Below are 22,675 nucleotides of genomic sequence, written 5' to 3'. Positions count from 1 at the left end.
TTGGGTGGATTGACGATGACATTTTCAGGTTCGTTCAAGGGGCGTTTGGCCGCTGTTGCTGCGGTCGGGTTGTTTATGGCGTCAGCGGTATCGGCGGCCGAGGAGGGCAACCCTTCCGCGCAACGGATCGTGTCCATCGGCGGTACGATTACCGAAATCCTTTATGCCCTCGGCGCCCAGGACCGGATCGCCGCGGTCGATTCCACCAGCGGATACCCTGCCGAGGCAAGCTCGAAGCCTGATGTCGGCTATATGCGAGCGCTATCGGCGGAGGGCATCATAGCACAGAGACCGGATCTCATCCTGACGGAAGAGGGATCTGGCCCGCCGCCGGTCCTGGAAATCCTGAGTGCCAGCGCAATCCCGATGGTGACAATCGCAACTCCGCCGCAGGGCGAGGCGATCGGCCGGAAGATCCGCGATATCGGTGCAGCCGTCGGGCTCTCGAGTGAAGCGGATGCGCTCGCCGACAAGACCGAAAGTGAGCTTCAGGCGCTGTCGCAGGAGGTGGCGAAGATACCGGAACCCCGCAAGCGCGTACTGTTCGTGCTGTCGCTTGCCAATGGCCGGATCATGGCGGGCGGCGCCGGCACCGAGGCGGCCGAGATCATCCGGATGGCGGGCGGCATTAACGCCGCGCCGGAAATCAATGGCTACAAGCCGCTGTCGGACGAGGCGGTCATCGCTGCCAAGCCGGATGTCATCCTCACCATGACGCGCGGGAACCACCAGACCTCGACGGACGAGGTCTTTGCTCTTCCGGCGTTCCAGACCACTCCGGCGGCTGCCGACAAGGCTCTGATTTCCATGGACGGCTTGCTGTTGCTGGGCTTCGGCCCGCGCACGCCGGAAGCGGTGCGCGAGCTTTCCAGGCAACTCCATGCGGGCGGGACGCATTAATGAAGGCGCTGGCGTTGCCGATGAAGGCGACCGGAGCCGACGGTGATCGAACCATCCAGGGCTTCGTTACCCTCGGCGCGCTCGTCGTGCTGGTCGTGGTCGCGTCTCTGATTTCGCTCTCTAGCGGGCCGACCGGCGTCGGGCTGCGTGACCTTCTGGCCTATCTGACGGGGTCCGACAGCCTCTCGAGCCAGGATGTCGTGGTTCTGGAGGCCGTTCGCCTGCCGCGGACTGCATTGGGCTTGCTTGTGGGGGCGGGACTGGCAGTCTCGGGTGCCATGATGCAGGGCCTGTTCCGCAACCCTCTCGCCGATCCCGGCATCGTCGGCGTGACGTCGGGTGCGGCGCTGGCCGCCGTTCTGGCCATCGTGCTCGGGGGTACGGTGCTTGCGCCCCTCGCCATGGTGTTGGGAAACCAGTTCCTGCCGTTGATGGCCTTTTTCGGTGGCCTGATCAACACCTGGCTTCTCTATCTCATCGCCACCAAGGACGGCCGTACCTCCACCACTGCGCTTATTCTCTCGGGGATCGCCATTGGAGCGCTGGCTGCTGCGGTCATGGGCTTGATGATCTTCATTGCCGACGACCGGCAGCTTCGCGACATCACCTTCTGGAGCCTGGGATCGCTCGGCGGCGCAACCTTCGGGCGGGTGCTTTCCATCCTGCCGTTCATCGTCTTCGTGCTGGGCGCAATCCCCTTCGTTGCCCGCGGCCTCGACGCGCTCGTGCTCGGTGATGCGGCGGCATTCCACATGGGCGTTCCGGTGCAGCGGCTGAAGCGGATCGTGATCATTGCCGTGGCTGCGGCCTGCGGCTCGACGGTGGCGGTGGCTGGTTCCATCGGTTTCGTCGGGATCGTCGTGCCGCATCTCCTGCGCCTGGTCACCGGTCCGTCGCACCGCTTCCTGCTGCCGGCTTCGGCTCTCGGCGGTGGTGCGCTCCTGCTCATTGCCGACAGTGTCGCGCGCACCGTGGCAACCCCGGCGGAGCTGCCGATCGGTGTCATTACCGCCCTCTTCGGGGCGCCGGTATTCCTGTTCCTGCTGCTGGGCAAGGGCGGGATCCGTATGGGAGAGATGCCATGATCACTGCCGAAGGTGTCACCGTCAGCCGGAGCGGCCGAAAGCTCGTCGACAACGTCGGCGTGGAGCTGCGCGGCGGCCATTTTTCCGTGATCATCGGGCCGAATGGGGCGGGGAAATCGACCCTGATGAAGGTCCTGTCCGGTGAACTGAAGCCGGACGCAGGACAGATCGCCTATCACGGGTCGCCCATTGTGCGTTACCAGCCGGTGCAACTTGCGCGGCTGAGGGCGGTTCTGCCGCAGTCGGTTCAGCTTTCCTTTCCGTTCACGGCATTGGAAATCGTTCGCATGGGGGCGGTGGCGCAGGGTGCACGCAATCCACTGGAGCAGGCGCGTCAGGCGCTTGCCCGCGTCGGACTGCGCGGCTTCGAGGCACGGCCATATCCATCGCTCTCCGGCGGGGAGCAGCAGAGGGTGCAGTTTGCCCGCGCTCTTGCGCAGGTTCCTGATCCCGTGGTGGATGGCGTCCCACGGGCGCTGTTCCTCGACGAGCCGACGGCAAGCCTCGACCTCGGGCATCAGATTTCGGTCCTGGAAGTCGCGCGTGATTTTGCCGCTGCAGGCGGCATCGTGCTGGCAATCCTGCATGACCTGAACCTCGCGGCGGAGTTCGCGGACCATCTTCTGGTGCTCGATCACGGCTCGGTCGTCTCGCAAGGTGCCTGCGGCGAGACCGTCAACGACGATACGATCGGCAACGTCTACGGCATTGCCGGGGCAGTCGGGCGGCTGCCTGCTGAACACATCCCGTTCGTGCTGCCGCAGGCCCGGCACCGGCCGGGAGCTTAAGGGCGCTTCCTTGTCGCCTGCTTTATGCAGCGGGCGGTTCCGGCCGCGTGACGACATAGATGGCCGGCAGGATCATGAAACCGGCGACGACCGCGGCGCGCAGCGCCGGCGGCGAGGTGGCGAACCAGAAGATCGCGTAGCTCAGCGACATCATCGTAACCGCAGCAATCTTCGCCTTGCGCGGTATGGCGCCCCGTTCCCGCCAGTCCCGCAATGGCCCACCGAATTTCGGATGCTCCAGCAGCCATGCCTCGAGCTGTGGCGAGGAGCGGGCGAAGCAGGCGACCGCCATGATCAGGAACGGCGTGGTGGGCAGGACCGGCAAGAAGACGCCGATGACGCCGATCGCGACGAGCAGCCAGCCAAGGCTCAGATAGACGATACGCATGAAGAGCCTTTCCGAAGCGGCCGGCTTTGCCGGTTGGCGAGGTTGCGCCAAACGTGACGGGCACCGGCGCCATATGAACATGTCCGGTCCGGATTTCAATTGCACGCGAAGACGCAGCCTGATGTGAATTCTGCCGCAGCGACATTGGCAACGGGGACAGGATTTCCCATAAAGCCATGACGAATGCGTGCAGGGAGTTTTGACGTGGCGAAGATGATCCATTCGATGATCCGGGTGCTCGAAGAGCAACGATCGGTCGATTTCTACCAGAAGGCCTTCGGGCTCACTGTCGCAGAGCGCGTTCCCTTCGATGGTTTCACCCTGATCTATCTTTCCAACCCGGAGACGGATTTCGAGCTGGAACTCACGGTCAATGCCGGCCGCGAAGAGCCCTACAATATTGGCGACGGCTATGGCCATCTCGCGGTTTCGGTCGACGATGTCGAGGCAGAATACCGGCGCTTCACCGATCTCGGACTGACGGTCGGAAAACTGGTCGAGATGCCGCGCGACGGGAAGCCCTTCGCGCGCTTCTTCTTCGCAACCGATCCGGATGGTTACAAGATCGAGGTCCTGCAGCGCGGCGGCCGGTTCAAATAGGAGGCCGCACCATGGTCGAGGAAATCAAGGTCGAGGAAAGCTGGAAGCGGACCTTGGCGCCCGAGTTCGGCAATCCGTATATGAGCGAACTGCGCCGCTTCCTGGTCGCGGAAAAGGAAGCCGGCAAGCGGATATTCCCGAAGGGGGGCGAGTATTTCCGGGCGCTCGACCTGACGCCGATCGACAAGGTCAAGGTCGTCATCCTCGGCCAGGATCCCTATCACGGTCAGGGCCAGGCACACGGCCTGTGCTTTTCAGTGCAGCCGGGTGTCCGCATCCCGCCGTCGCTCGTCAACATCTACAAGGAATTGAAGACCGATCTCGGCATTCCACCGGCGGCTCACGGTTTCCTCGAACATTGGGCGAAACAGGGCGTGCTGCTGTTGAACAGCGTGCTCACGGTGGAGGAAGCGCGCGCGGCATCGCATCAGGGCAAGGGCTGGGAACGCTTTACCGATGCCGTCATCCGCGCGGTCAACGAACAATGCGACGGAGTCGTCTTCATGCTCTGGGGCTCATACGCACAGAAAAAGGCGGCCTTCGTCGACGGTTCCCGCCATCTGGTGCTGCGTGCCCCCCATCCTTCGCCGCTCTCGGCTCATACCGGCTTCCTCGGCTGCGGCCACTTCTCCAAGGCGAACGAATTCCTTGTTTCGCGAGGCAAGTCCGCCATCAACTGGCAACTGCCGGAACAGGCCTAGCGCGATCCTCAACCTCGGTGCTGTAACTGAAATTATGAACGATGCGTTCGTATGCGCTTCACTATGCAGCCGCCCTCCTGATCGCCAAGTATAGGCCCAAGAACAGGCTCATGGAGCCAGAAAGGGTATGAATATGCTCGACCAGATCAAGGGGCTGCATCACGTCACGTCGATGGCGGCCAGCGCCCGTACCAACAACAAGTTCTTCACCGATACGCTCGGCCTTCGCCGGGTGAAGAAGACCGTCAATTTCGATGCGCCCGACGTCTACCACCTCTATTACGGTGACGAAGTCGGTACGCCGGGTTCGGTCATGACCTACTTCCCGTTTCCGCATATCGCGCAGGGCCGTCCCGGCACGGGTGAGGTCGGCACGACGCTGTTCTCCGTTCCCGAAGGCTCGTTCGGCTACTGGAGCGAACGACTGACGCAGGCCGGCGTCGAAGGGCTCAAGACCGACGCTGCTTTCGGGGAAAACCGGTTGCACTTTGCCGGACCGGATGGCGATGGCTTTGCCCTTGTCGAAATGAGGGATGATGCGCGTGCTCCCTGGACCGGCAACGGCGTGGGCGAAGACCACGCGATCCGTGGCTTCCGTTCGGCGTCCCTTCGGCTTCGGGATGAAGGCGGCACGGCCGAACTGCTGAAGTTCATGGGCTACCAGCAGATCGATGCCAAGGACGGAGTGCTGCGGCTCGGCATACCCGGCGGCAATGGCGCCGATGTCATCGACATCGAGACGATGCCGAACATCAACGGTGCAAGGCTCGGCGCCGGATCGGTCCATCATATCGCCTTTGCTGTCGAGAACCGCGAAAAGCAGCTCGAAGTTCGCAAGGCGCTGATGGATACCGGCTATCAGGTTACGCCCGTGATCGACCGCGACTATTTCTGGGCGATCTACTTTCGCACGCCAGGCGGCGTGTTGTTCGAGATTGCCACGAACGAGCCGGGTTTCGACCGCGACGAAGATACCGCCCATCTCGGAGAGGCGCTGAAACTGCCCACGCAGCACGCGCATCTGAGATCGACGCTCGAACAACATCTCGAACCGTTGGACGCCTAGCGGGTTGACGGTGCAAGGAGGCACATCATGAGTCATGAAAGTTATGTGCACCGGGCAAAAGCCGGTGCACCCGGAGCGCCGATCATCGTTGTGTTCCACGGCACGGGTGGTGACGAAAACCAGTTCTTCGACTTCGGCAGCTGTCTGCTGCCGGATGCGACGGTGATTTCGCCACGCGGGGACATTTCCGAGCATGGCGCGGCGCGCTTCTTCCGTCGCAAGGCGGAAGGCATCTACGACTGCGAGGATCTGGCGCGGGCGACCAATCGGATGAGCGAGTTCGTCATTGCCAACAAGGAGCATTACGGAGCAGGCCCGGTTATCGGGCTTGGATTTTCCAACGGTGCAAACATCCTCGCCAGCATTCTCATCCACAAGCCCGGCCTGTTCGAAACGGCGGTGCTGATGCATCCGCTGATGCCCTTCGAACCCAAGGAGAGGACCGAGAAAGCCGCCGGTCGGGTATTGATTACCGCCGGCGAGCGCGATCCGATCGCCTCCGTCGAGCTGACGCAAACGCTTGCGGACTATTTCAGGCGATCGGGAGACGAGGTGAGCCTCGAATGGCATCCGGGTGGCCATGAGATCCGTTCCAACGAGATCGAGGCTGCCAAGCAGTTCCTGTCGCAGTACCGGAACTGACAGGTGCTCGCGGCTTGCGGGGTGCACGGGCTTGCATGATAGTAAGCCCGTCGTCCGCAGCCGGAGCCTTGCATGAACAATCACCTCAAGTTCTTCATCGACGGTGCCTGGGTCGAACCGGCCATTCCGGTTCGCCTGGATGTCATCGATCCATCGACCGAGGAGGCCTTCACCCAGATTGCTCTGGGTTGCAGCGACGATGTCGACCGTGCCGTTGCGGCCGCCAAGGCGGCGTTTCCCGTCTTTTCGGCATGGTCGAAAGAGCACAGGCTGGCGCTGCTGCGCCGCATTCTTTCCGAATACGAAAACCGCTACGAGGAAATCGCGCAGGCGGTGAGCCGGGAAATGGGTGCACCCATCGCATTTGCCCGCGACAGTCAGGCGGCAGTCGGCAAGGCGCATCTCATCGCGACGATCGAGGCGCTGGAAGCTTACGCGTTTTCCGAGCGCCGCGGCACGACGATGGTGGTTAAGGAGCCGATCGGTGTCTGCGCCCTCATCACCCCGTGGAACTGGCCGCTCAACCAGATCGTCTGCAAGGTGGCACCGGCAATTGCTGCCGGCTGCACGATGGTTCTCAAGCCGTCGGAGATTGCGCCGATCACCGGCATCATCTTTGCGGAGGTCATGGCGGCGGCAGGTACTCCGCCCGGTGTCTTCAATCTGCTGAACGGCACCGGCCCGGACGTGGGCCAGGTGATGGCCGGTCATCCGCATGTCGACATGGTGTCCTTCACAGGCTCCACGCGCGCCGGCGTCATCGTCGCCAAGACGGCGGCCGATACGGTGAAGCGGGTCTCGCAGGAACTGGGCGGCAAGTCGGCCAACATCATTCTCCCGGATGCGGATCTCGATCATGCCGTGTCGGAAGGTGTTGTTTCCTGCTTCGGCAATTCGGGGCAATCCTGCGATGCGCCGACGCGCATGCTGGTGCCCGCTGACCGGCATGACGAAGCACTGGTAATTGCGAAGGCCGCAGCCGAAGCGATCAAGGTTGGTGATCCCCAGGCGGACGGCACCGACCTTGGACCGGTTGTAAGCCGGCAGCAGTTCGACAAGATCCAGCGGCTGATCGAGACGGGCATCAAGGAAGGCGCGACGCTGGTGACAGGCGGACCTGGTCGGCCGGACGGGCTCAATCGTGGCTATTATGTCCGGCCTACCGTGTTCGGAAACGTCTCCAACGACATGATGATCGCCCGGGAGGAAATCTTCGGACCGGTTCTCTCGATCCTTCCATATAAGGACGAAGAACAGGCAATCTCCATTGCCAACGATACCGTCTATGGGCTCGCCGCCTATGTGCAGTCCGGCGATCTGGCTCATGGCCGCAAGGTGGCGGCGCGTCTGCGGGCGGGCTCGGTCTATATCAACTATCCCGACTGGGACACGAAGGCGCCCTTCGGCGGCTACAAGCAGTCCGGCAACGGGCGCGAATATGCCGACTGGGGTATCCACGATTTCCTCGAGATCAAAGGCATCGTCGGCTACGGCGACTGAGATTTGCGGGCAATTCGCCACAGCCCCTTCTCAGCAGGGCATTCATTCCTCTAAGCTGAGGTCGGGCCAGCCGGCTCGCACAGGGAGGGATTAATGAAAACACTGCTAGCATCGATAGTTCTTGCGACAGTCGTCGCATCCGCTTCGCTTGCCATCGCGCAGGATGGGGAAATCCGCATTGCGACCGAAGGTGCCTATCCGCCCTTCAGCTACACCGACACGGACGGCTCCCTGAAGGGGCTCGACGTCGATATGGCCAAGGCGCTTTGCGAAGCCATGAATGCCAAGTGCTCGATCGTGGCACAGGACTGGGACGGCATGATTCCGGGACTGATGGCCAACAAGTACGATGCGATCGTTGCCTCGATGAGCATCACCGAGGAACGCAAGCAGCAGATCGATTTCACCAACAAGTACTATACGACGCCTTTGGCCGTCGTTGCCCCCAATGAAACGGATCTCGCCGGCGTCTCCGCCGAAGACATGAAGGACAAGGTCGTTGGCGCGCAGGCCTCAACGACACAGGCGAACTATGCGACTGACGTATATGAAAAGGCCGGCGTGGAGGTGAAGCTTTATCCTACGCAGGACGAAGCCGCAGCCGACCTGCAGAACGGCCGCATCGACGCGCTCATCTCCGACAAGTTCGTGCTGGTCGACTGGCTGAACGGCGGAGGGAAGGACTGCTGCAAGCTGATCGGCGATGTGCCTGGAACCGAGACCGAGGCGGGGATCGGCATCCGCAAGGGCGAGGATGCGTTGCGGGAAAAGTTTAACAAGGCCATCGACGTCATCGTTGCGGACGGCACTTACGGCAAGATCGTCGCCAAGTACTTCCCCTTCGACATCTATTGATCGTCTTGAGGACTGAGGAACGTCGCCGGGTCATGCCCGGCGGTGTCTCCATCAATAGCCGCAATTCCTCAGCTGCGCTTCATACTTCTGCGCGATGCCGGCCGAACGCTGCGCCGCCTTCTTGGCCGTCGCCGTGAAATTGCCGCGGGAGTAGCCCGCATGGCCGGAATAGTAGGCAAGGTAGAGATTGTGGGTGTCCTGGAGCGGGATGCCGTTCTTCTGGTGGCTGCGGTTGTGATACCAGCCGACGAACTGGATCGCGTCTCCGAAATCGCTGCGGCGGGCCGACCAGCGGCCGGTGGCCCGCTGGTATTCAAGCCATGTACCGTCGAGCGCCTGCGCATAGCCATAGGCGGTTGATTGCCGTTTCCACGGAATGAAACCGAGCAGCTTCGTACGGGGAGGGCGGGCGTTGGCCCTGAACCCGGATTCGGTATAGATCGTCGCCATCAGCACCGGGACGGGAACGCCGTATTGCCGTTCCGTCTTCTTCGCCTCGCGCGACCAGTTGTTGAAAAGCCCGTCGCGCTGCTCGAAGACCGCACAGGCGTTGTTGATCCGGCTTGGGGCCGACGCGCAGGCGGAAAGTAGCAGCAGGAGCGCGATGGAGAACGCAATACGCATCGCCTAACCTCGTGATTTCGAGAGATTAATGACGCGTAAAAATTAATGAAAAGTTTAGGGAAGAACGTCGCGGCGAATACTGCCCGCCCGCCTCATCAGGGAGAGGCGGATTTTCCCTTTTCCGCAATGGCGATGCCACCGAGTGCCAGCACAAGTGCGGCGACGTGGAACAGTTGCAGGTCCTCCCCGATGATGGCGACGGACAGCAGCGTGCCGAACACGGGGATCAGGTTGATGAACAGGCTTGCCCTGTTCGGCCCGATGCCCTCGACACCCTTGATATAGAGAACCTGGGCGAGGAGCGATGCGAAAACCGCAGTGTAGAGGACGATTGCCCAGCCCTGGGCATCGGGCCAGATGATCTGGTCGCTAGCCTGTTCCCAAAGCACCAGCGGGACCGTCGTCAGAAGTGCGAAAAATGCGGGGACCGCCATCAGCGTTCGCCAGTCGATGGCCGGCTTCCATCGCAGGGATACCGTATAGACGGCGTAGGCAACTACCGCGATCAGCATCAGGGCGTCGCCGAAATTCACCGTCAGGTCGAGCAGCGAGGCGAGGTCGCCATGGGCCGCGGTCAGCGCCACGCCGACAAGCGTAAGCGAGAACCCGATGATCTGGGCGATCGAGACGCGTGTCCGGAAGAGGATGAAATTGATAATGAAGATGAGCATCGGGATGCCCGCCTGCTCGATGGCGACATTGATTGCCGTCGTGTAGTTCAACGCCGTATAGAGCACGGCATTGAATGTGGTGTAGCCGACAATGCCGTAGAATATCAGGATCGGCAGGCGCTTGCGCACGACTGGCCAGTCCTTCTTCAGTTGCGGGGCCGAGATCGCGAAAATGATCGCAACCGCGATCGCCCAGCGCGAGAAAGTCAGCATCATCGGACTGATATGCCCGACGGCCAGTTTCCCCGCGACCGCGTTGCCTCCCCATGAAAGCGTTGCAATCACGAGACAAAGATACGCCTTTTTATGCAAGATGATCTCCATGGGAGAACAGGCGTCAGCCTGCCGGACCGGCCCGCTGATAGACTGCCGGTCCTGTATTTGTCACGTAAAAACCGTTTTTTCGGCCACAAACAGATCGCATTCCTCGCATCAACACTTTATAGATGCGCCGGTTTGAGTTGGCGCAGAAGCTTGCGCGAAAGCAGGAAAGCAAAAGTATGACGAACGTCGTGGTGGTCGGTTCCCAATGGGGCGACGAGGGCAAGGGCAAGATCGTTGATTGGCTTTCGGAGCGTGCCGACGTCGTCGTGCGCTATCAGGGTGGCCATAATGCGGGCCATACGCTCGTTATCGACGGCGTCAGCTACAAGCTCTCCTTGCTGCCTTCCGGTGTTGTGCGTCCTGGCAAGCTTGCCGTTATCGGCAACGGTGTCGTGGTCGATCCGCATGCGCTGATCGCCGAAATCGGGCGTCTGGAAGTTCAGGGCGTCAAGGTGACGCCTGAAAACCTCCGTGTCGCCGACAACGCGACGCTGATCCTGTCGCTGCACCGTGAGCTCGACGGTATGCGCGAAGATGCTGCTACCAACAGCGGCACGAAGATCGGCACAACCCGTCGCGGCATCGGCCCGGCATACGAAGACAAGGTCGGCCGTCGCGCGATCCGGGTCATGGATCTGGCCGACACAGAAGCCCTTTCGGCCAAGGTCGATCGTATCCTGACGCATCACAATGCGCTGCGGCGCGGTTTCGGTGCTGCCGAAGTATCGCACGAAACAATCATGGAAGAGCTGACATCGGTTGCCGAGCGCATTCTGCCGTTCAGCGAAACCGTATGGCTGCTGCTCGACAAGAAGCGCCGCGCCGGTGCACGCATCCTGTTCGAAGGTGCGCAGGGCTCGCTGCTCGACATCGACCACGGTACATATCCCTATGTGACCTCGTCCAACACCGTTGCCGGCCAGGCTGCTGCCGGTTCCGGCATGGGTCCGGGCGCGCTGGGTTACATTCTCGGCATCACCAAGGCATACACGACCCGCGTCGGCGAAGGCCCGTTCCCGACGGAACTGCACGACGAGATTGGCCAGTTCCTGGGCGAAAAGGGACATGAGTTCGGCACCGTCACGGGCCGCAAGCGTCGTTGCGGCTGGTTCGACGCCGCACTGGTGCGCCAGTCGGTTGCGACGAACGGAATTACCGGTATCGCGCTGACCAAGCTCGACGTCCTCGACGGCCTCGAAGAGCTGAAGATCTGCGTTGGCTACAAGCTGGACGGCCAGGAAATCGATCATCTGCCGGCAAGCCAGGGGGCGCAGGCTCGGGTCGAGCCGATCTACATTACGCTCGAAGGCTGGAAGGAATCGACAGTCGGCGCGCGCAAGTGGGCAGATCTTCCGGCCCAGGCGATCAAGTACGTTCGTCAGGTTGAGGAGTTGATCGGCGCGCCTGTCGCCCTACTTTCCACCAGCCCGGAGCGGGACGACACCATACTTGTGACCGATCCGTTTGAGGATTAAAGTTCCAAGCTCGTTATCGTTACCAGCCGGTTAATCGACCGGTGACCATGAGAAAGTGCTGATGGCAGATTTTGTTGCGGTTATCCGCCGCGCCGTAGACGGTCTGGCGAAGAACACGCCGGACATGCGCGCGAAGGTTTACGACAAGGCGCGCGGCGCAGTTCGGCGCCAGCTCGAGAACATGAAGCCGACGCCCACGGAAGACCTTATCCGTCGTCAGATGGACAAGCTCGAAGCGGCGATTGAATCCGTCGAGGTGGAGCATGCGGAAGCCCTGCCGGCGGAGGAGCAGCTGGCGGCGCCCGTTGCCGCCGTGCCGGATATCGTCGAACAGCAACCGGCGCATGAGCCCGAGCAGCCGGCAGCGGCTGCCGGTGAATGGCGGCAGGACGAGGTCGAGCCCAGTCAGCCGGACGCCGATCATGGCTACGGCGAGCCTGGGCCGTCTGAAGATGCCCGTTCCTACGAGCATGGCGTCGAGCAGCAGCCTGAGCCGGCTTATTCTGCGCATGACGAGCATTACGATCAGCCGGTCGGTGCTGCTGAAGAGACCTGGGTGACGCCCGAGCATCAGCCCTCGGAGGAGCCTCGTTATCACGACGAGGTTGCCGCACAGGTGGAGCAGGACGAACCGCTGCAGACAGACGCGATAGCTTCCGATCGTATTGCCGTCTGGCCCGAATCGGAAACGTATCAGCCGTCACAGGACGTTTCCCACTATGCGGATGCGGCCGGTGCGGTCGAGCATCGCGACGACGTGCCTGACCATGGTGCCGTGCAGGGACAGCCGGTTTCGCATGGCGACGGGGTCCAGTCGTGGCATCCCGAGGAGCAGGCTGCGGCTCCGACCGAAGACTGGAGCTGGCCTCCGGAGGAGCAGGCACCGAAGGGCGCAGACACGGCCTGGCGGGACGTGCCCGATCTTGGCAGTCCGCAGGGCGAAACGGTAGAGATCCCTTACCCGCAATCTCCGTCGGAGCCTGTGGAGGCGCATTTCGACGAGCAGACACATGTGTCCGCAGATTCGGTGCGCATGCCCGCCGTAACGGAACTCCCTGATCTCGCGCCATCGACGGACTATCGTGCGGATGCAACGGGTGGAGCCTCGCAAGCCAAGCCCGCTTCCAAGGAAAACGATCCCTGGAGCGACCTCGAGGAACTCATTGGCTACAATCAGGATGCGCTTCCTGCCGGCGATGCGCCAGCGGGCGGGGCGGATAGCGACGGGGAAATGCTGTCGCCGCCGCCGCGAGCCTATCGCGTAGCGCCGAAGAAGCGCAATTACGCGGGGCCTGTGCTGGCGTTAATCGGGCTGCTGATCATCGCTGGTGGCGGTTATGCGCTGTGGATCAACAGGGATTCATTGACCGATCTGGGTGGTGGCTCAGAGCCGGTTGCACCCGTGACCGCACCTGCGGCCGGAAACGGGGCAGCCGGAAGCGGGGCGGCGGACGCCGAGCCGCCGGCTATCGCACAGCAGACACCCCCGGCAGCCGAAACCGCGCCCGGCCAGCCGGCGACCCCTCCGACGGACGACGGCGTTGCTGCCGATGCGAAATTCACGCAGCGACTTCTTGCCGACGGTACCGAGGTCGACGACGGCCCAGGCCCGACCGGCGCCACGGGCGAAGGTCAGTCGGTAGCACAGCTCAACGCGCCTCCGGCCACGCCGGGCGACGCGGGAGCTGCCGAAGCCGAAGCTGGTGCTGCGGAACAGGCTCCTGCCGAGCCTTCGGCCACCCCGGACGACGCGGCGGCGCTCTCCGGCGAGAAGATGTTCCTCTATGAGGAGCGGCTGGGCCAGACTGCGCCAACCGCAATCGAAGGCGCCGTATCGTGGTCGCTGCTGCGGGAGCCGGGTGAGAATGGTGTGCAGGAACCGGTTGTGCAGGGACGGCTCAACGTGCCGGGCAGAGGCCTGACAGCACTCCTGACCTTCAAGAGGAATACGGACGCCTCGCTTCCAGCCAGCCATCTGGTGGAGATCGTGTTCGCTGTTCCTGAGGGCTTCGAGGGCGGTACCATCGACAGTGTGCAGCGGATTGCGATGAAGCAGACCGAGCAGGATCGCGGCGATGCATTGATCGCCGTGCCGGCGAAGATCACCGACGATTTCCACATGATCGCTCTCAACGACTTCCCGGATGCGCGGGCCACCAATCTGGAGCTCCTGCGGTCACGCAACTGGATGGACATTCCGTTGGCCTATCGCAACGGGCGCCGCGCGCTGCTGACAATGCAGAAGGGCGAAGCCGGAACGCAGGCGTTCAACGAGGCAATCCAGGAATGGACCGCCCTGAACAGCGGTTCCGCGCCTGCTCCGACGGGGCAGTAACAAACGCCCATGGGCAACAAAAAAAGGCCGGCGGAATGTTCCGCCGGCCTTTTTCTTTAAGTACTTCTCGTCTTGTCAGGCGTCGACGACCCGAAGGGCCTGCGCCTGGGCAAGAGCTTCCTTCTGGACGGCGTCCTGAACCTTCTCGAAGGCGCGAACTTCGATCTGGCGGACACGCTCACGGCTGATGTCGAACTCGGACGAGAGTTCCTCCAGCGTGATCGGATCCTCTGCCAGGCGGCGAGCCTGGAAAATGCGTCGCTCGCGATCGTTCAGCACGCCCATGGCCTTCGCCAGCATCCGCCGGCGCGTGTCCAGTTCGTCCTGCTCGATCAGCACGTCTTCCTGGCTGTCGTTTTCATCGACAAGCCAGTCCTGCCATTGGCCGGCTTCGCCTTCCGCCGCGCGGATCGGAGCATTCAGCGAAGCGTCGCCGGAAAGGCGGCGGTTCATCGACACCACTTCTTCCTCGGAGACCTTCAGCTTGGTGGCGATTTCCGTGACCTGATGGGGCTTCAGATCGCCTTCCTCGATGGCCTGGATCTTACCCTTGAGCCGGCGCAGGTTGAAGAACAGCCGCTTCTGGTTGGCGGTCGTGCCCATCTTCACCAGCGACCAGGATCGCAGGATGTACTCCTGGATGGAGGCCTTGATCCACCACATGGCATAGGTCGCCAGGCGGAAGCCGCGTTCCGCGTCGAACTTCTTGACTGCCTGCATGAGGCCGACATTGCCTTCCGAGACGACTTCGCCGATCGGCAGGCCATAGCCGCGATAACCCATGGCGATCTTCGCCACGAGACGCAGATGGCTCGTCACCAGCTTGTGGGCGGCGTCGCGATCACCATGTTCCGCATAACGCTTCGCAAGCATGTATTCCTGCTGCGGCTCCAGCATCGGAAACTTGCGGATTTCGTCGAGATAACGGTTGAGGCCAGCTTCGCCGGCTGTAATGGATGGTAGTGTGTTGCGGGCCATAAAGCACCCCCTTCTGATCGATTTCTCCCGGCTCCCTCTTTCGAGCGACAGGCGCTGAGGCAAGCCAAACGGCGCGGGTCATCTTCGACCCCGCACCGACCCACGTACCAAATAAGTGGGGCAGAACAGTGATTCAAGTGAACGCGGCGTTCACTTGAATGTTATTCCATTACGTTTTCGTAATGTATCGACAGGTCGGTATTGCAGTGACTAAACCCGCAAGGCGTCTATGAGTTCCTGCAGATCGTCAGGAATAGGCGCCTTGAATTCCATGACTTCGCCGGTCCGAGGATGCTCGAAAGCCAGGAGGAAGGCATGCAGCGCCTGCCGGTGGAAGGCCTTCACGACCGTCTTTGCCGGTTCGGGCAACAGGTTCACCTTGGTCCGGAAACCGGCGCTGTAGTCAGGGTCGCCGACCAGGGGGCTTCCGATATGCGCCATGTGGACGCGAATCTGATGCGTCCGTCCGGTCTCCAGCTGGCACTCCACGAGCGCTGCCATGGCGGTCGCGTCGGGCTTTTCATGGAAGCGCTCGATGACTTCGTAATGCGTCACCGCCTCGCGCGCATCGTCGCTGTCTGCGCGCTTCACCGCCCGCTTGGTGCGATCTCCGGCACGGCCCAGAGGCGCGTCGATCGTTCCACGCAGCTGCTTCGGCCGACCCCAGACGACTGCCTGGTAGGCGCGCTCCAGAGGACCTGTGCGCCCGTGATCTGCGAACTGCGCGGCCAGATGCCGATGGGCGATGTCGTTCTTGGCGGCCACGAGAACACCGCTCGTGTCCTTGTCCAGCCTGTGTACGATGCCGGGGCGGCGCACGCCGCCGATACCTGACAGGCTGTCCCCGCAGTGGTGGATCAGCGCATTGACCAGCGTGCCGGTCCAGTTGCCGGCGCCCGGATGGACGACCAGGCCGGCCTGTTTGGCAATCACGATAACGTCGGCATCTTCGTAGAGGACCTCAAGGGGAATGTCCTCGCCCTTGGGCACGGGATCTTCCGGTTCCGGCAGGACGATCTCGACGCGGTCTCCCGGCGCGACCTTCTTCTTGGGTTCGGTGCAGATCGCACCCCTGTGCAGGACTGCACCTTGCTCGATCAGCGCCTTGATGCGGCTTCGGGAAAATTCACCGGCGAGGACGGAGGTCAGCCATGCATCCAGGCGACCTTCGGCATCATCATCGGCGACCAGCACTTTCCTTGGAGCGTCAGCTTGTTTAAAGGGATCGTTCATTCATGTAACCCGATAGCAGCAAGGACATTCAGCATGGCAAATCCTGATCCCGTGGAACAGGAAGAACCGCTTGATCCGGTAATGGAAAGGATCCGCCGGAAGATGGTGCTGCTGCAACTCGTTTCGGGCGGCATTTTATTCGTGTGCTTTATGGCGGTCCTTGCAGCGGTTGTCTACAAGGTCGCGCAAAAGCCGGATACGGCCCCCGTGGCCACCGGCAGCCCCGCCGTACCGTCGGACCAGCCCATAAATGCTGCCGTTTCGCTTCCCGCCGGGTTCGACGTTCGTTCGGTGTCCCTGTCCGGATCGCAGATGCTCTTTTTCGGCGCTATCGACGGCCAGCAGAAGGCTCTGGTCTACGATCTGTCCGTCGGACGAATCGTTGCGGACGTCGCGGTGGGCACCGCACCCTGATGGGAGCGGAACGCCGCGGCGAGATCATCAGGATCAGCGATCCTGATGATCCACGCATCGTGGAATTCAAAAGCATCCGTGAGAGGGATCTGACCGGGCGCGATAACCGCTTCATCGCGGAGGGTACGGTCGTCCTGAGGATGCTGGCGGCGGCGCATGCCGGGGCAGGGGATTTCGTCGCGGAGAAGATCCTGCTTCTGGAAAACCGGGTCGCAGGGCTTTCGGAAGAGTTGGCCGCGTTTCCGGACGATGTTCCGGTCTACGTGGCAGAGGCGGCGGTCCTCGACGCGATCGCCGGCTTTCACCTGCATCGCGGTGTCTTGGCGCTCGGCCATCGCGCGCAACGGCGCGACGCGACGCAATTGCTCGACACGTTGCCTGAGACCGCTCTCGTGCTGGTCGCCTGCGGTATCTCCAATCATGACAATATAGGTTCGATCTTCAGGAATGCGGCGGCCTTTGGCGCGGATGCGGTCCTGCTTGACGACACCTGCTGCGACCCGCTCTACCGCAAGGCGTTGCGTGTCTCGGTCGGAGCGGTGCTCAGAGTGCCCTATACGCGCGGTGGAACGATAGAGGAGAACCTCGCGGCGTTGACGGGTCGGGGCTACGAGGTGTGGGCGCTTTCGCCGTCCGGAACGACCGAAATCCGTTCGATCACGGCAGCACCCCGCATGGCGCTGGCGACCGGGACTGAGGGGGATGGTTTGCCGCCGGCAATCCTGCGGAAATTCAAAAGCGCCCGTGTTTCGCAGGTGCCGGGTCTGGACAGCCTCAATGCTGCGACCGCCACCGGGATTGCGCTTTACCAGATTGCCTCGGCACAGGGCCGCCTCTAGGGCGTTTCCGGATCAGTTTGCCGGCTCTCTCGGCGCCGCAATCGCAGCCTTGGCGCGCGCCGCAAGGCTTTCGCGACTATCGGGGCGCGTTTCGCTCTGCCCGGCAAGGATCGAATGGATGGGCGAACCCGGCCCTTCGGCCTTTGCGGTCAATGCGATCATGGTCGCAGCTATCGAGTCCAGTTCCTCGCGGATGGACTGATCGTTAGGATCCGTCTTGGTTTTCAGCCGTTCCGTGAGCGCGGTCGCCCGATTGTGGACCTCGTCGGCGATAGCCGAGAGCGGGGGCGAGGCGGCAATGGTTTCAGCGATTGTGGCGGGCACGATCTCCGATACCTCCAGCGGGATAGCACTCGCAGCAGCTTGCGTCGTGTCGCCAAGCACGCTGAGCGAGGCGTTTTTCTTGGCCGGGAATGAGGTCATCCTCGCTTCGGCGTTCACGGCCTTCAGCTTGTCCTTCAGGCGGTCGATTTCCTGCAGCCGCCTTTCAAGCGCGTTTTCCTTGTCCGTACGGGTGGCGATTTCCCTTGCCAACTTGTCTTCCAGACGCAGGGCGCGATGCTCTTCCTGCGCCAGTCGGGCTTCGGCATCCTTTGCCCGTGTCGTCTGCAGCTTGATATCGTTGCGGGTCGCTTCACGCTCGTCTCGCATCGAGGCGATGCGGAACTTCAGGTTCTCGATCTCGGTGTCACGCCCTGACAGATCAATGCGCAGATTATCGACGTCGGATGTCAGCTTCAGGACGCGGCGCTGCATCTCGTCGACCTGCAGACCCTTCGTGGCATCGGCTTCCTCGGCGGCATCGACGGCAGCCTTCAGTTGCTGGACGTAGCTGTCTTCCTGACGCAGCCGGGAGCGAAGATCCGCTGCCTCGACATCCATGTCGTTGATCTGCATCTGGAGGTCGTGGTTATCGGACTGTAGCCGACGCGCCTCGTCACCAAGCTTCTCGTACCGAATCTTCGTGGCAAGCGCCGTGTCGCGCTCTTGTACCAGTTCCTGCTTCGTCCTGGCGTTTTCGGCCGCATAGACGGCGCGCGCCATGTCCCGTTGCGCCCGCACTTCCTGCGGGCTGATCGGCAGCGTGGCCTTGAGGCGGTTCTCGGTATAGCGAACGATCCGGCCATGCACCGCAGGGGCGATCAGCATGGCGAGAAGGGCGGCGGTGAGAAAACCAAGGCCGAAAAGGAGAGCGAATTGGATCACGACAGGGCCATCTCGCCGGCTTGGTGGAAATTATGGTTATGCGCCGTTTAAGCATAACGGCCGTTCAGCTGCAAGCTGTGGATGAGCGCGCAGGTCCGCCGCTCGTCATCGGGCGGGTCCCCTCACGGATAGTGCGGGGGAATGCCGTTCGTTTTCAGAAAGGGTTCCAGGTGGGGGAGCGCGTGAGCTTGAGGTAGCCGACATTGATGCCGAGCCGGGCGCCGACGCCGGTGCGGATCGGCACGAGGACAACGTCGTTATTGCGCATGACTGTCATGCCCACGCCGGCAACGACGAAGGCGGAACCGGAAACGCCGCCGAACCGGGCGTAGAGGCTGTCGACCGACGGCAGGTCGTATACCAGCATCATGGCGCGGGAACCCTGGCCGCCGTAATCGATACCAAGAGAAGGGCCTTGCCAGAACGCCGGATGCTGGCCGGCATTCTTCGTGTAGAGCTCACCCTCTCCGTAGGTCAGGCCCGCAATGAACGCGCCCGATCCTTCCTGGCCGAGGATATAGCCATTGGGCAGTCCGTACTGCTCGAATGCCTTCTCGACGACCTTGGCCAGGCCGCCGGTCGTGTTACCGAAGAAGCCGTGGCCGGCATCGACGATTTCCTGAGCGGTGTACTGGCTGTTGCTCTGCGCCTGTGCCTGTCGTCCTTCGACAGAGATCCCGAGCGCAAGAACTGCAATCATCATCACAGCAAACCGGGCGAGGGGGGAGGTCTCATACAAGCGCATTTTTTAAGTCCGTCTTGTTCATTCGTACGGGTGCAGATTCGATATTGAGCTATATCGTCTTAATAATCGGTTTACCAAATATGGTGTCTTTATGACCGCGAACACGCCATGTTCGCACAACCTTAGTGCGTCATTCAATGACCGCGTGATCTGTATCAGGAGAATACCATGCCCAAGAATCCGAATCTCACCCTGGACGGGCCAGATCTTGCGGCACTCCTGTGCAGCCGTGTCTGTCACGACGTGATCTCGCCGGTCGGCGCGATCAACAATGGTCTCGAACTGCTGGACGAGGGCGCTTCTGACAGCGACGCGCTGGACCTTATCCGGACATCGGCTCTCAACGCCGCCGTCCGTTTGAAGTTCGCCCGCCTGGCTTTCGGGGCATCCGGCTCGGTCGGCGCCTCCATCGATACCGGTGAGGCGGAGAAGGCTGCAAAGGATTTTGCTGCTGCCGAGAAGAAGTCCGAAGTCACCTGGAACGGCCCGCGTGCCATCATTGCAAAGAACCGGGTCAAGCTCCTGCTCAACCTCTTCATCGTGGCCTATGGCGGCATTCCCCGGGGCGGCTCGATCGACGTGACGCTCGAGAACCCGGAATATGACGCAAAGTTCGTCATCACCATCAAGGGCCGAATGATGCGCGTGCCTGCGAAGTTCGCCGAGATCTGCACGGGCACGCTCGAAGAGGCGGTCGACGCCCACACGATCCAGCCCTACTACACCGTCCTCCTGGCGGATGAATGCGGCATGGACCTCAAGTATGTCGTCCTGGAAGACAAGATCGTCTTTACCGCGGAAGTGATCCCCGCCTGATCCCGGTTATGAGGGCGCGCATCTTCGGTAACCATTCCTTAGCGCCAGCCTCCTAAGTTGCACTTCGGCCGCTCGTGAAAGCGACGTTGGCCGAGGTTCAGGGAGTGGATGATGCAGCGCTTGATGATTGCCGACAGTTCTGATGTCGTTCGCAAGGTCGGCAAGCGCATTCTTTCCGAGCTCGGTTTCCTGGTGGCCGAGGCTGCCAGCGCGCACGAGGCTGTCACCCGCTGCCAGGCCGAGCTTCCGGCCGTCCTGATTGTCGACGCCACCATGGATGGCGCGCTGGAACTCATCCAGCAGATCCGCGCCATGCCGGACGGAAAGGCCGTTCGCATCTTCTACTGTGTCATCGAGGCTGACCTGAAGACGATGATGCTTGGCAAGCGTGCCGGCGCAAATGACTTCCTGCTGAAGCCGTTCGACCGCAAGATCCTTACCTCCGTCTTTGCCGGCCTGGCGATCGCCGCTTAACGCTCTTTCTGTCCATTTCTTGCTACAAAGCGTGGAGCCCCTTGGGGTTAGCCACGCTTATGCCCGTTGCTGCCAAACGAAAACGCCCGCGGCAAGCGCGGGCGTTTGAAAGGGGAAGGGCAAGTTCCTGTCAGGCGGTTTCGGCGTACTCGGCACCTTCCGGCTCGCGCAGCACGTAGCCGCGGCCCCAGACGGTTTCGATGTAGTTCGCGCCGTCGGCAGCATTGGCAAGTTTCTTGCGCAGCTTGCAGATGAAGACGTCGATGATCTTCAGTTCCGGCTCGTCCATTCCGCCGTATAGGTGGTTAAGGAACATTTCCTTGGTGAGCGTCGTACCCTTGCGGAGCGAAAGCAGCTCCAGCATCTGGTATTCCTTGCCTGTCAGATGAACGCGTTGGCCGCCGACTTCGACAGTCTTGGCATCCAGGTTCACGATCAGTTCGCCGGTGATGATGATCGACTGGGCATGGCCCTTCGAGCGGCGGACGATAGCGTGGATACGTGCGACCAATTCATCCTTGTGGAAAGGCTTGGTCATGTAGTCGTCGGCGCCGAAGCCCAGGCCGCGAACCTTGTCCTCGATGCCGGCCATGCCGGAGAGGATGAGGATCGGCGTCTTTACCTTGGAAAGCCGCAGTGTCCGAAGGACCTCGTAGCCCGACATGTCGGGGAGGTTCAGATCGAGTAGGATAATGTCGTAGTCGTAAAGCTTTCCGAGATCGACACCCTCTTCGCCGAGGTCAGTCGTATAAACGTTGAAGCTTTCCGACTTCAGCATCAGTTCGATGCTCTGCGCTGTCGCGCTGTCATCTTCAATGAGTAGAACCCGCATGTTTTTCCCCTTTGCCGCCGCTAGGTAGTCCGTGGCCCTACGCGGATACGGATCCAGACTGTGCCTGATTTGGAAGCTGCCATCAAATGGTTAACAAATTCTGATTCACTATGGCAAGGTGTATCGAATTTATTAAGTAAGAGCAGCACCCGACTGATTTTCCTGAGGATTGGTCATCGCCTGACGTGAATCATTTTATGAGGAAACTCCCCTAAGTGATTCATGCGACTCTTACATTGTCGCGCCAATTTAGGCCCTGGCATTTACCGACCCTTAAATGATCAGCCGTATTGTTAATGATGCCCGTAAACGAAAGGTTAACGCGGACGAAAAATAGATTAACGCCGCAGCATTTTTTTAACCCGGAGTGTATCAATCCAGTCACAGGGCGCGGGTGCCGCTATCCACGGAGTATTGCGTATGAAGTCGCGTGACAGCCTAGTTCGCCTGAAGGAATTTCAGGTTAATGAGAAACGTCGCCAGTTGCAGCAGCTTGAAATGATGATGGCTGAGTTCGAGCGAATGGCGAAGGAACTCGAATACCAGATCGGTGTGGAAGAGAAGAAATCGGGGATCACGGATCCTACGCATTTCGCCTATCCGACTTTTGCCAAGGCGGCCCGCCAGCGGGCCGACAATCTTCAGGTCTCGATCCGGGAGCTGAAGGTCCAGCAGGACGCGGCGGAACTGGCGCTTGAAGAAGCCCAGTCCGAATTCGCCAAGGCGACCGCTATCGAGGAACGGGACGGGGCGATGCGCGCTCGCGCGTGACGGCCCGTAGCTTCATCTGACAGATAAAGCCGCCGCGGACCGTGCCGCGGCGCTTTGTCGTTCGATCTGAAATGGTGGTCGAACGACCGGCGGCATTATCCGCTGATAGCGTCTCGCCAATCCGGGTGACGCTCTACCTGGGCGCGAAAGAATGGGCAGAGCGGCAGGATTTTCCAACCGCCGCGACGGGCGTCTTCCACGACGTGGACGGCCAGTGCCTGTCCGACGCCTTTGCCGCGCAACTCGTCCGGAACGCCCGTATGATCGACGATGATCAGGGCAGGCGATGTGCGTGAATAGGTGATTTCCGCTTCGTGGCCGTCAACCGTTGCCACGTAACGTCCGCCCGATTTCAATTCCTGATGTGTGATATCCATGTTGCTCTCCACTGATGCTGCTCGCCGAACCTAGGT

Annotated in this window: 25 protein-coding genes; 16 read left to right on the top strand and 9 right to left on the bottom strand. The window is 61.4% G+C overall.

Annotation, left to right across the window (positions count from 1 at the left end):
- Nucleotides 1–15 precede the first annotated feature (15 nt).
- From LH464_RS17100 to LH464_RS17090, 3 genes are read left to right on the top strand one after another with little or no spacing between them, the layout of a single operon-like run.
- Nucleotides 16–900: a heme/hemin ABC transporter substrate-binding protein gene (locus LH464_RS17100; protein ID WP_390625004.1), complete on the top strand. Its 885-nt coding sequence runs from the start codon at nucleotides 16–18 to the stop codon at nucleotides 898–900.
- On the top strand, nucleotides 900–1,985 hold the full coding sequence (locus tag LH464_RS17095; RefSeq protein ID WP_226787612.1) for a FecCD family ABC transporter permease: 1,086 nt from the start codon (nucleotides 900–902) through the stop codon (nucleotides 1,983–1,985). Before LH464_RS17100 ends, LH464_RS17095 begins: the two co-directional genes overlap by 1 nt.
- Nucleotides 1,982–2,773, top strand: a complete 792-nt coding sequence (locus LH464_RS17090) for a heme ABC transporter ATP-binding protein (RefSeq protein ID WP_226787611.1) — start codon at nucleotides 1,982–1,984, stop codon at nucleotides 2,771–2,773. Before LH464_RS17095 ends, LH464_RS17090 begins: the two co-directional genes overlap by 4 nt.
- A gap of 22 nt (nucleotides 2,774–2,795) precedes the next feature.
- Here LH464_RS17090 and LH464_RS17085 read toward each other — a convergent pair whose 3' ends face one another.
- Nucleotides 2,796–3,161, bottom strand: a complete 366-nt coding sequence (locus tag LH464_RS17085; protein ID WP_226787610.1) for a YbaN family protein — start codon at nucleotides 3,159–3,161, stop codon at nucleotides 2,796–2,798.
- 204 nt (nucleotides 3,162–3,365) lie between these two features.
- On the opposite strand from LH464_RS17085, the gene LH464_RS17080 reads away from it, so the two are divergent.
- From LH464_RS17080 to LH464_RS17055, 6 genes are all read left to right on the top strand, one after another.
- Complete coding sequence (locus LH464_RS17080; RefSeq protein ID WP_226787609.1) at nucleotides 3,366–3,761, top strand: VOC family protein; 396 nt, start codon at nucleotides 3,366–3,368, stop codon at nucleotides 3,759–3,761.
- A gap of 11 nt (nucleotides 3,762–3,772) precedes the next feature.
- The gene (gene ung / locus LH464_RS17075; RefSeq protein ID WP_226787608.1) at nucleotides 3,773–4,462 is read left to right on the top strand and encodes a uracil-DNA glycosylase; all 690 of its coding nucleotides are present in this window, start codon (nucleotides 3,773–3,775) and stop codon (nucleotides 4,460–4,462) included.
- A gap of 133 nt (nucleotides 4,463–4,595) precedes the next feature.
- The gene (locus LH464_RS17070; protein ID WP_226787680.1) at nucleotides 4,596–5,528 is read left to right on the top strand and encodes a VOC family protein; all 933 of its coding nucleotides are present in this window, start codon (nucleotides 4,596–4,598) and stop codon (nucleotides 5,526–5,528) included.
- Nucleotides 5,529–5,555: 27 nt separating this feature from the next.
- Nucleotides 5,556–6,170 (top strand): alpha/beta hydrolase, encoded by a 615-nt coding sequence (locus LH464_RS17065; RefSeq protein ID WP_226787607.1) that lies wholly within the window; start codon nucleotides 5,556–5,558, stop codon nucleotides 6,168–6,170.
- A gap of 72 nt (nucleotides 6,171–6,242) precedes the next feature.
- Entirely contained in the window at nucleotides 6,243–7,670 is a 1,428-nt protein-coding gene (locus LH464_RS17060; RefSeq protein ID WP_226787606.1) for an aldehyde dehydrogenase family protein, read from the top strand.
- Nucleotides 7,671–7,763: 93 nt separating this feature from the next.
- Nucleotides 7,764–8,525 (top strand): ABC transporter substrate-binding protein, encoded by a 762-nt coding sequence (locus LH464_RS17055; protein ID WP_226787605.1) that lies wholly within the window; start codon nucleotides 7,764–7,766, stop codon nucleotides 8,523–8,525.
- A 51-nt stretch (nucleotides 8,526–8,576) separates the two neighbouring features.
- On the opposite strand, the gene LH464_RS17050 is transcribed toward LH464_RS17055, so the two are convergent.
- Complete coding sequence (locus LH464_RS17050; protein WP_226787604.1) at nucleotides 8,577–9,149, bottom strand: transglycosylase SLT domain-containing protein; 573 nt, start codon at nucleotides 9,147–9,149, stop codon at nucleotides 8,577–8,579.
- A gap of 95 nt (nucleotides 9,150–9,244) precedes the next feature.
- Nucleotides 9,245–10,144 carry a DMT family transporter gene (locus LH464_RS17045; protein ID WP_390625002.1) on the bottom strand — a complete coding sequence of 300 codons (900 nt, stop codon included), beginning with the start codon at nucleotides 10,142–10,144 and terminating at the stop codon, nucleotides 9,245–9,247.
- Nucleotides 10,145–10,320: 176 nt separating this feature from the next.
- Here LH464_RS17045 and LH464_RS17040 point away from each other — a divergent pair, with 176 nt between their 5' ends.
- Nucleotides 10,321–11,619, top strand: a complete 1,299-nt coding sequence (locus LH464_RS17040) for an adenylosuccinate synthase (protein WP_226787602.1) — start codon at nucleotides 10,321–10,323, stop codon at nucleotides 11,617–11,619.
- Between the two features lie 61 nt (nucleotides 11,620–11,680).
- The gene (locus tag LH464_RS17035) at nucleotides 11,681–13,954 is read left to right on the top strand and encodes a hypothetical protein (RefSeq protein ID WP_226787601.1); all 2,274 of its coding nucleotides are present in this window, start codon (nucleotides 11,681–11,683) and stop codon (nucleotides 13,952–13,954) included.
- A gap of 75 nt (nucleotides 13,955–14,029) precedes the next feature.
- On the opposite strand, the gene rpoH is transcribed toward LH464_RS17035, so the two are convergent.
- Entirely contained in the window at nucleotides 14,030–14,932 is a 903-nt protein-coding gene (gene rpoH / locus LH464_RS17030) for an RNA polymerase sigma factor RpoH (RefSeq protein ID WP_226787600.1), read from the bottom strand.
- Nucleotides 14,933–15,142: 210 nt separating this feature from the next.
- Entirely contained in the window at nucleotides 15,143–16,165 is a 1,023-nt protein-coding gene (locus LH464_RS17025; RefSeq protein WP_226787599.1) for an RluA family pseudouridine synthase, read from the bottom strand.
- A 33-nt stretch (nucleotides 16,166–16,198) separates the two neighbouring features.
- On the opposite strand from LH464_RS17025, the gene LH464_RS17020 reads away from it, so the two are divergent.
- Nucleotides 16,199–16,579: a hypothetical protein gene (locus LH464_RS17020; protein ID WP_226787598.1), complete on the top strand. Its 381-nt coding sequence runs from the start codon at nucleotides 16,199–16,201 to the stop codon at nucleotides 16,577–16,579.
- The gene (locus LH464_RS17015; RefSeq protein WP_226787597.1) at nucleotides 16,579–17,418 is read left to right on the top strand and encodes a TrmH family RNA methyltransferase; all 840 of its coding nucleotides are present in this window, start codon (nucleotides 16,579–16,581) and stop codon (nucleotides 17,416–17,418) included. Before LH464_RS17020 ends, LH464_RS17015 begins: the two co-directional genes overlap by 1 nt.
- Before the next feature lie 12 nt (nucleotides 17,419–17,430).
- On the opposite strand, the gene LH464_RS17010 is transcribed toward LH464_RS17015, so the two are convergent.
- Both LH464_RS17010 and LH464_RS17005 read right to left on the bottom strand, forming a co-directional pair.
- A complete protein-coding gene (locus LH464_RS17010; RefSeq protein WP_226787596.1) occupies nucleotides 17,431–18,624 on the bottom strand; it encodes a hypothetical protein in 1,194 nt (397 codons plus the stop codon).
- Between the two features lie 154 nt (nucleotides 18,625–18,778).
- Nucleotides 18,779–19,327 carry a DUF1134 domain-containing protein gene (locus LH464_RS17005; protein ID WP_226787679.1) on the bottom strand — a complete coding sequence of 183 codons (549 nt, stop codon included), beginning with the start codon at nucleotides 19,325–19,327 and terminating at the stop codon, nucleotides 18,779–18,781.
- A 210-nt stretch (nucleotides 19,328–19,537) separates the two neighbouring features.
- On the opposite strand from LH464_RS17005, the gene chpT reads away from it, so the two are divergent.
- Both chpT and LH464_RS16995 read left to right on the top strand, forming a co-directional pair.
- A complete protein-coding gene (gene chpT, locus LH464_RS17000; RefSeq protein ID WP_226787595.1) occupies nucleotides 19,538–20,185 on the top strand; it encodes a histidine phosphotransferase ChpT in 648 nt (215 codons plus the stop codon).
- A 111-nt stretch (nucleotides 20,186–20,296) separates the two neighbouring features.
- Entirely contained in the window at nucleotides 20,297–20,659 is a 363-nt protein-coding gene (locus LH464_RS16995) for a response regulator (protein ID WP_226787594.1), read from the top strand.
- Nucleotides 20,660–20,789: 130 nt separating this feature from the next.
- On the opposite strand, the gene ctrA is transcribed toward LH464_RS16995, so the two are convergent.
- On the bottom strand, nucleotides 20,790–21,491 hold the full coding sequence (gene ctrA, locus LH464_RS16990; RefSeq protein WP_226787593.1) for a response regulator transcription factor CtrA: 702 nt from the start codon (nucleotides 21,489–21,491) through the stop codon (nucleotides 20,790–20,792).
- A 420-nt stretch (nucleotides 21,492–21,911) separates the two neighbouring features.
- On the opposite strand from ctrA, the gene LH464_RS16985 reads away from it, so the two are divergent.
- Nucleotides 21,912–22,262 carry a flagellar export protein FliJ gene (locus LH464_RS16985; RefSeq protein ID WP_226787592.1) on the top strand — a complete coding sequence of 117 codons (351 nt, stop codon included), beginning with the start codon at nucleotides 21,912–21,914 and terminating at the stop codon, nucleotides 22,260–22,262.
- Between the two features lie 95 nt (nucleotides 22,263–22,357).
- Here LH464_RS16985 and LH464_RS16980 read toward each other — a convergent pair whose 3' ends face one another.
- A complete protein-coding gene (locus LH464_RS16980) occupies nucleotides 22,358–22,639 on the bottom strand; it encodes a GNAT family N-acetyltransferase (protein ID WP_226787591.1) in 282 nt (93 codons plus the stop codon).
- Nucleotides 22,640–22,675 lie beyond the last annotated feature (36 nt).

The organism is Pseudorhizobium xiangyangii, assembly GCF_020531965.1.
Lineage (GTDB): Bacteria > Pseudomonadota > Alphaproteobacteria > Rhizobiales > Rhizobiaceae > Neorhizobium > Neorhizobium xiangyangii.
Note: the sequence above shows the minus strand (reverse complement) of the source record. Positions and strands in the feature narration are given on the sequence as shown.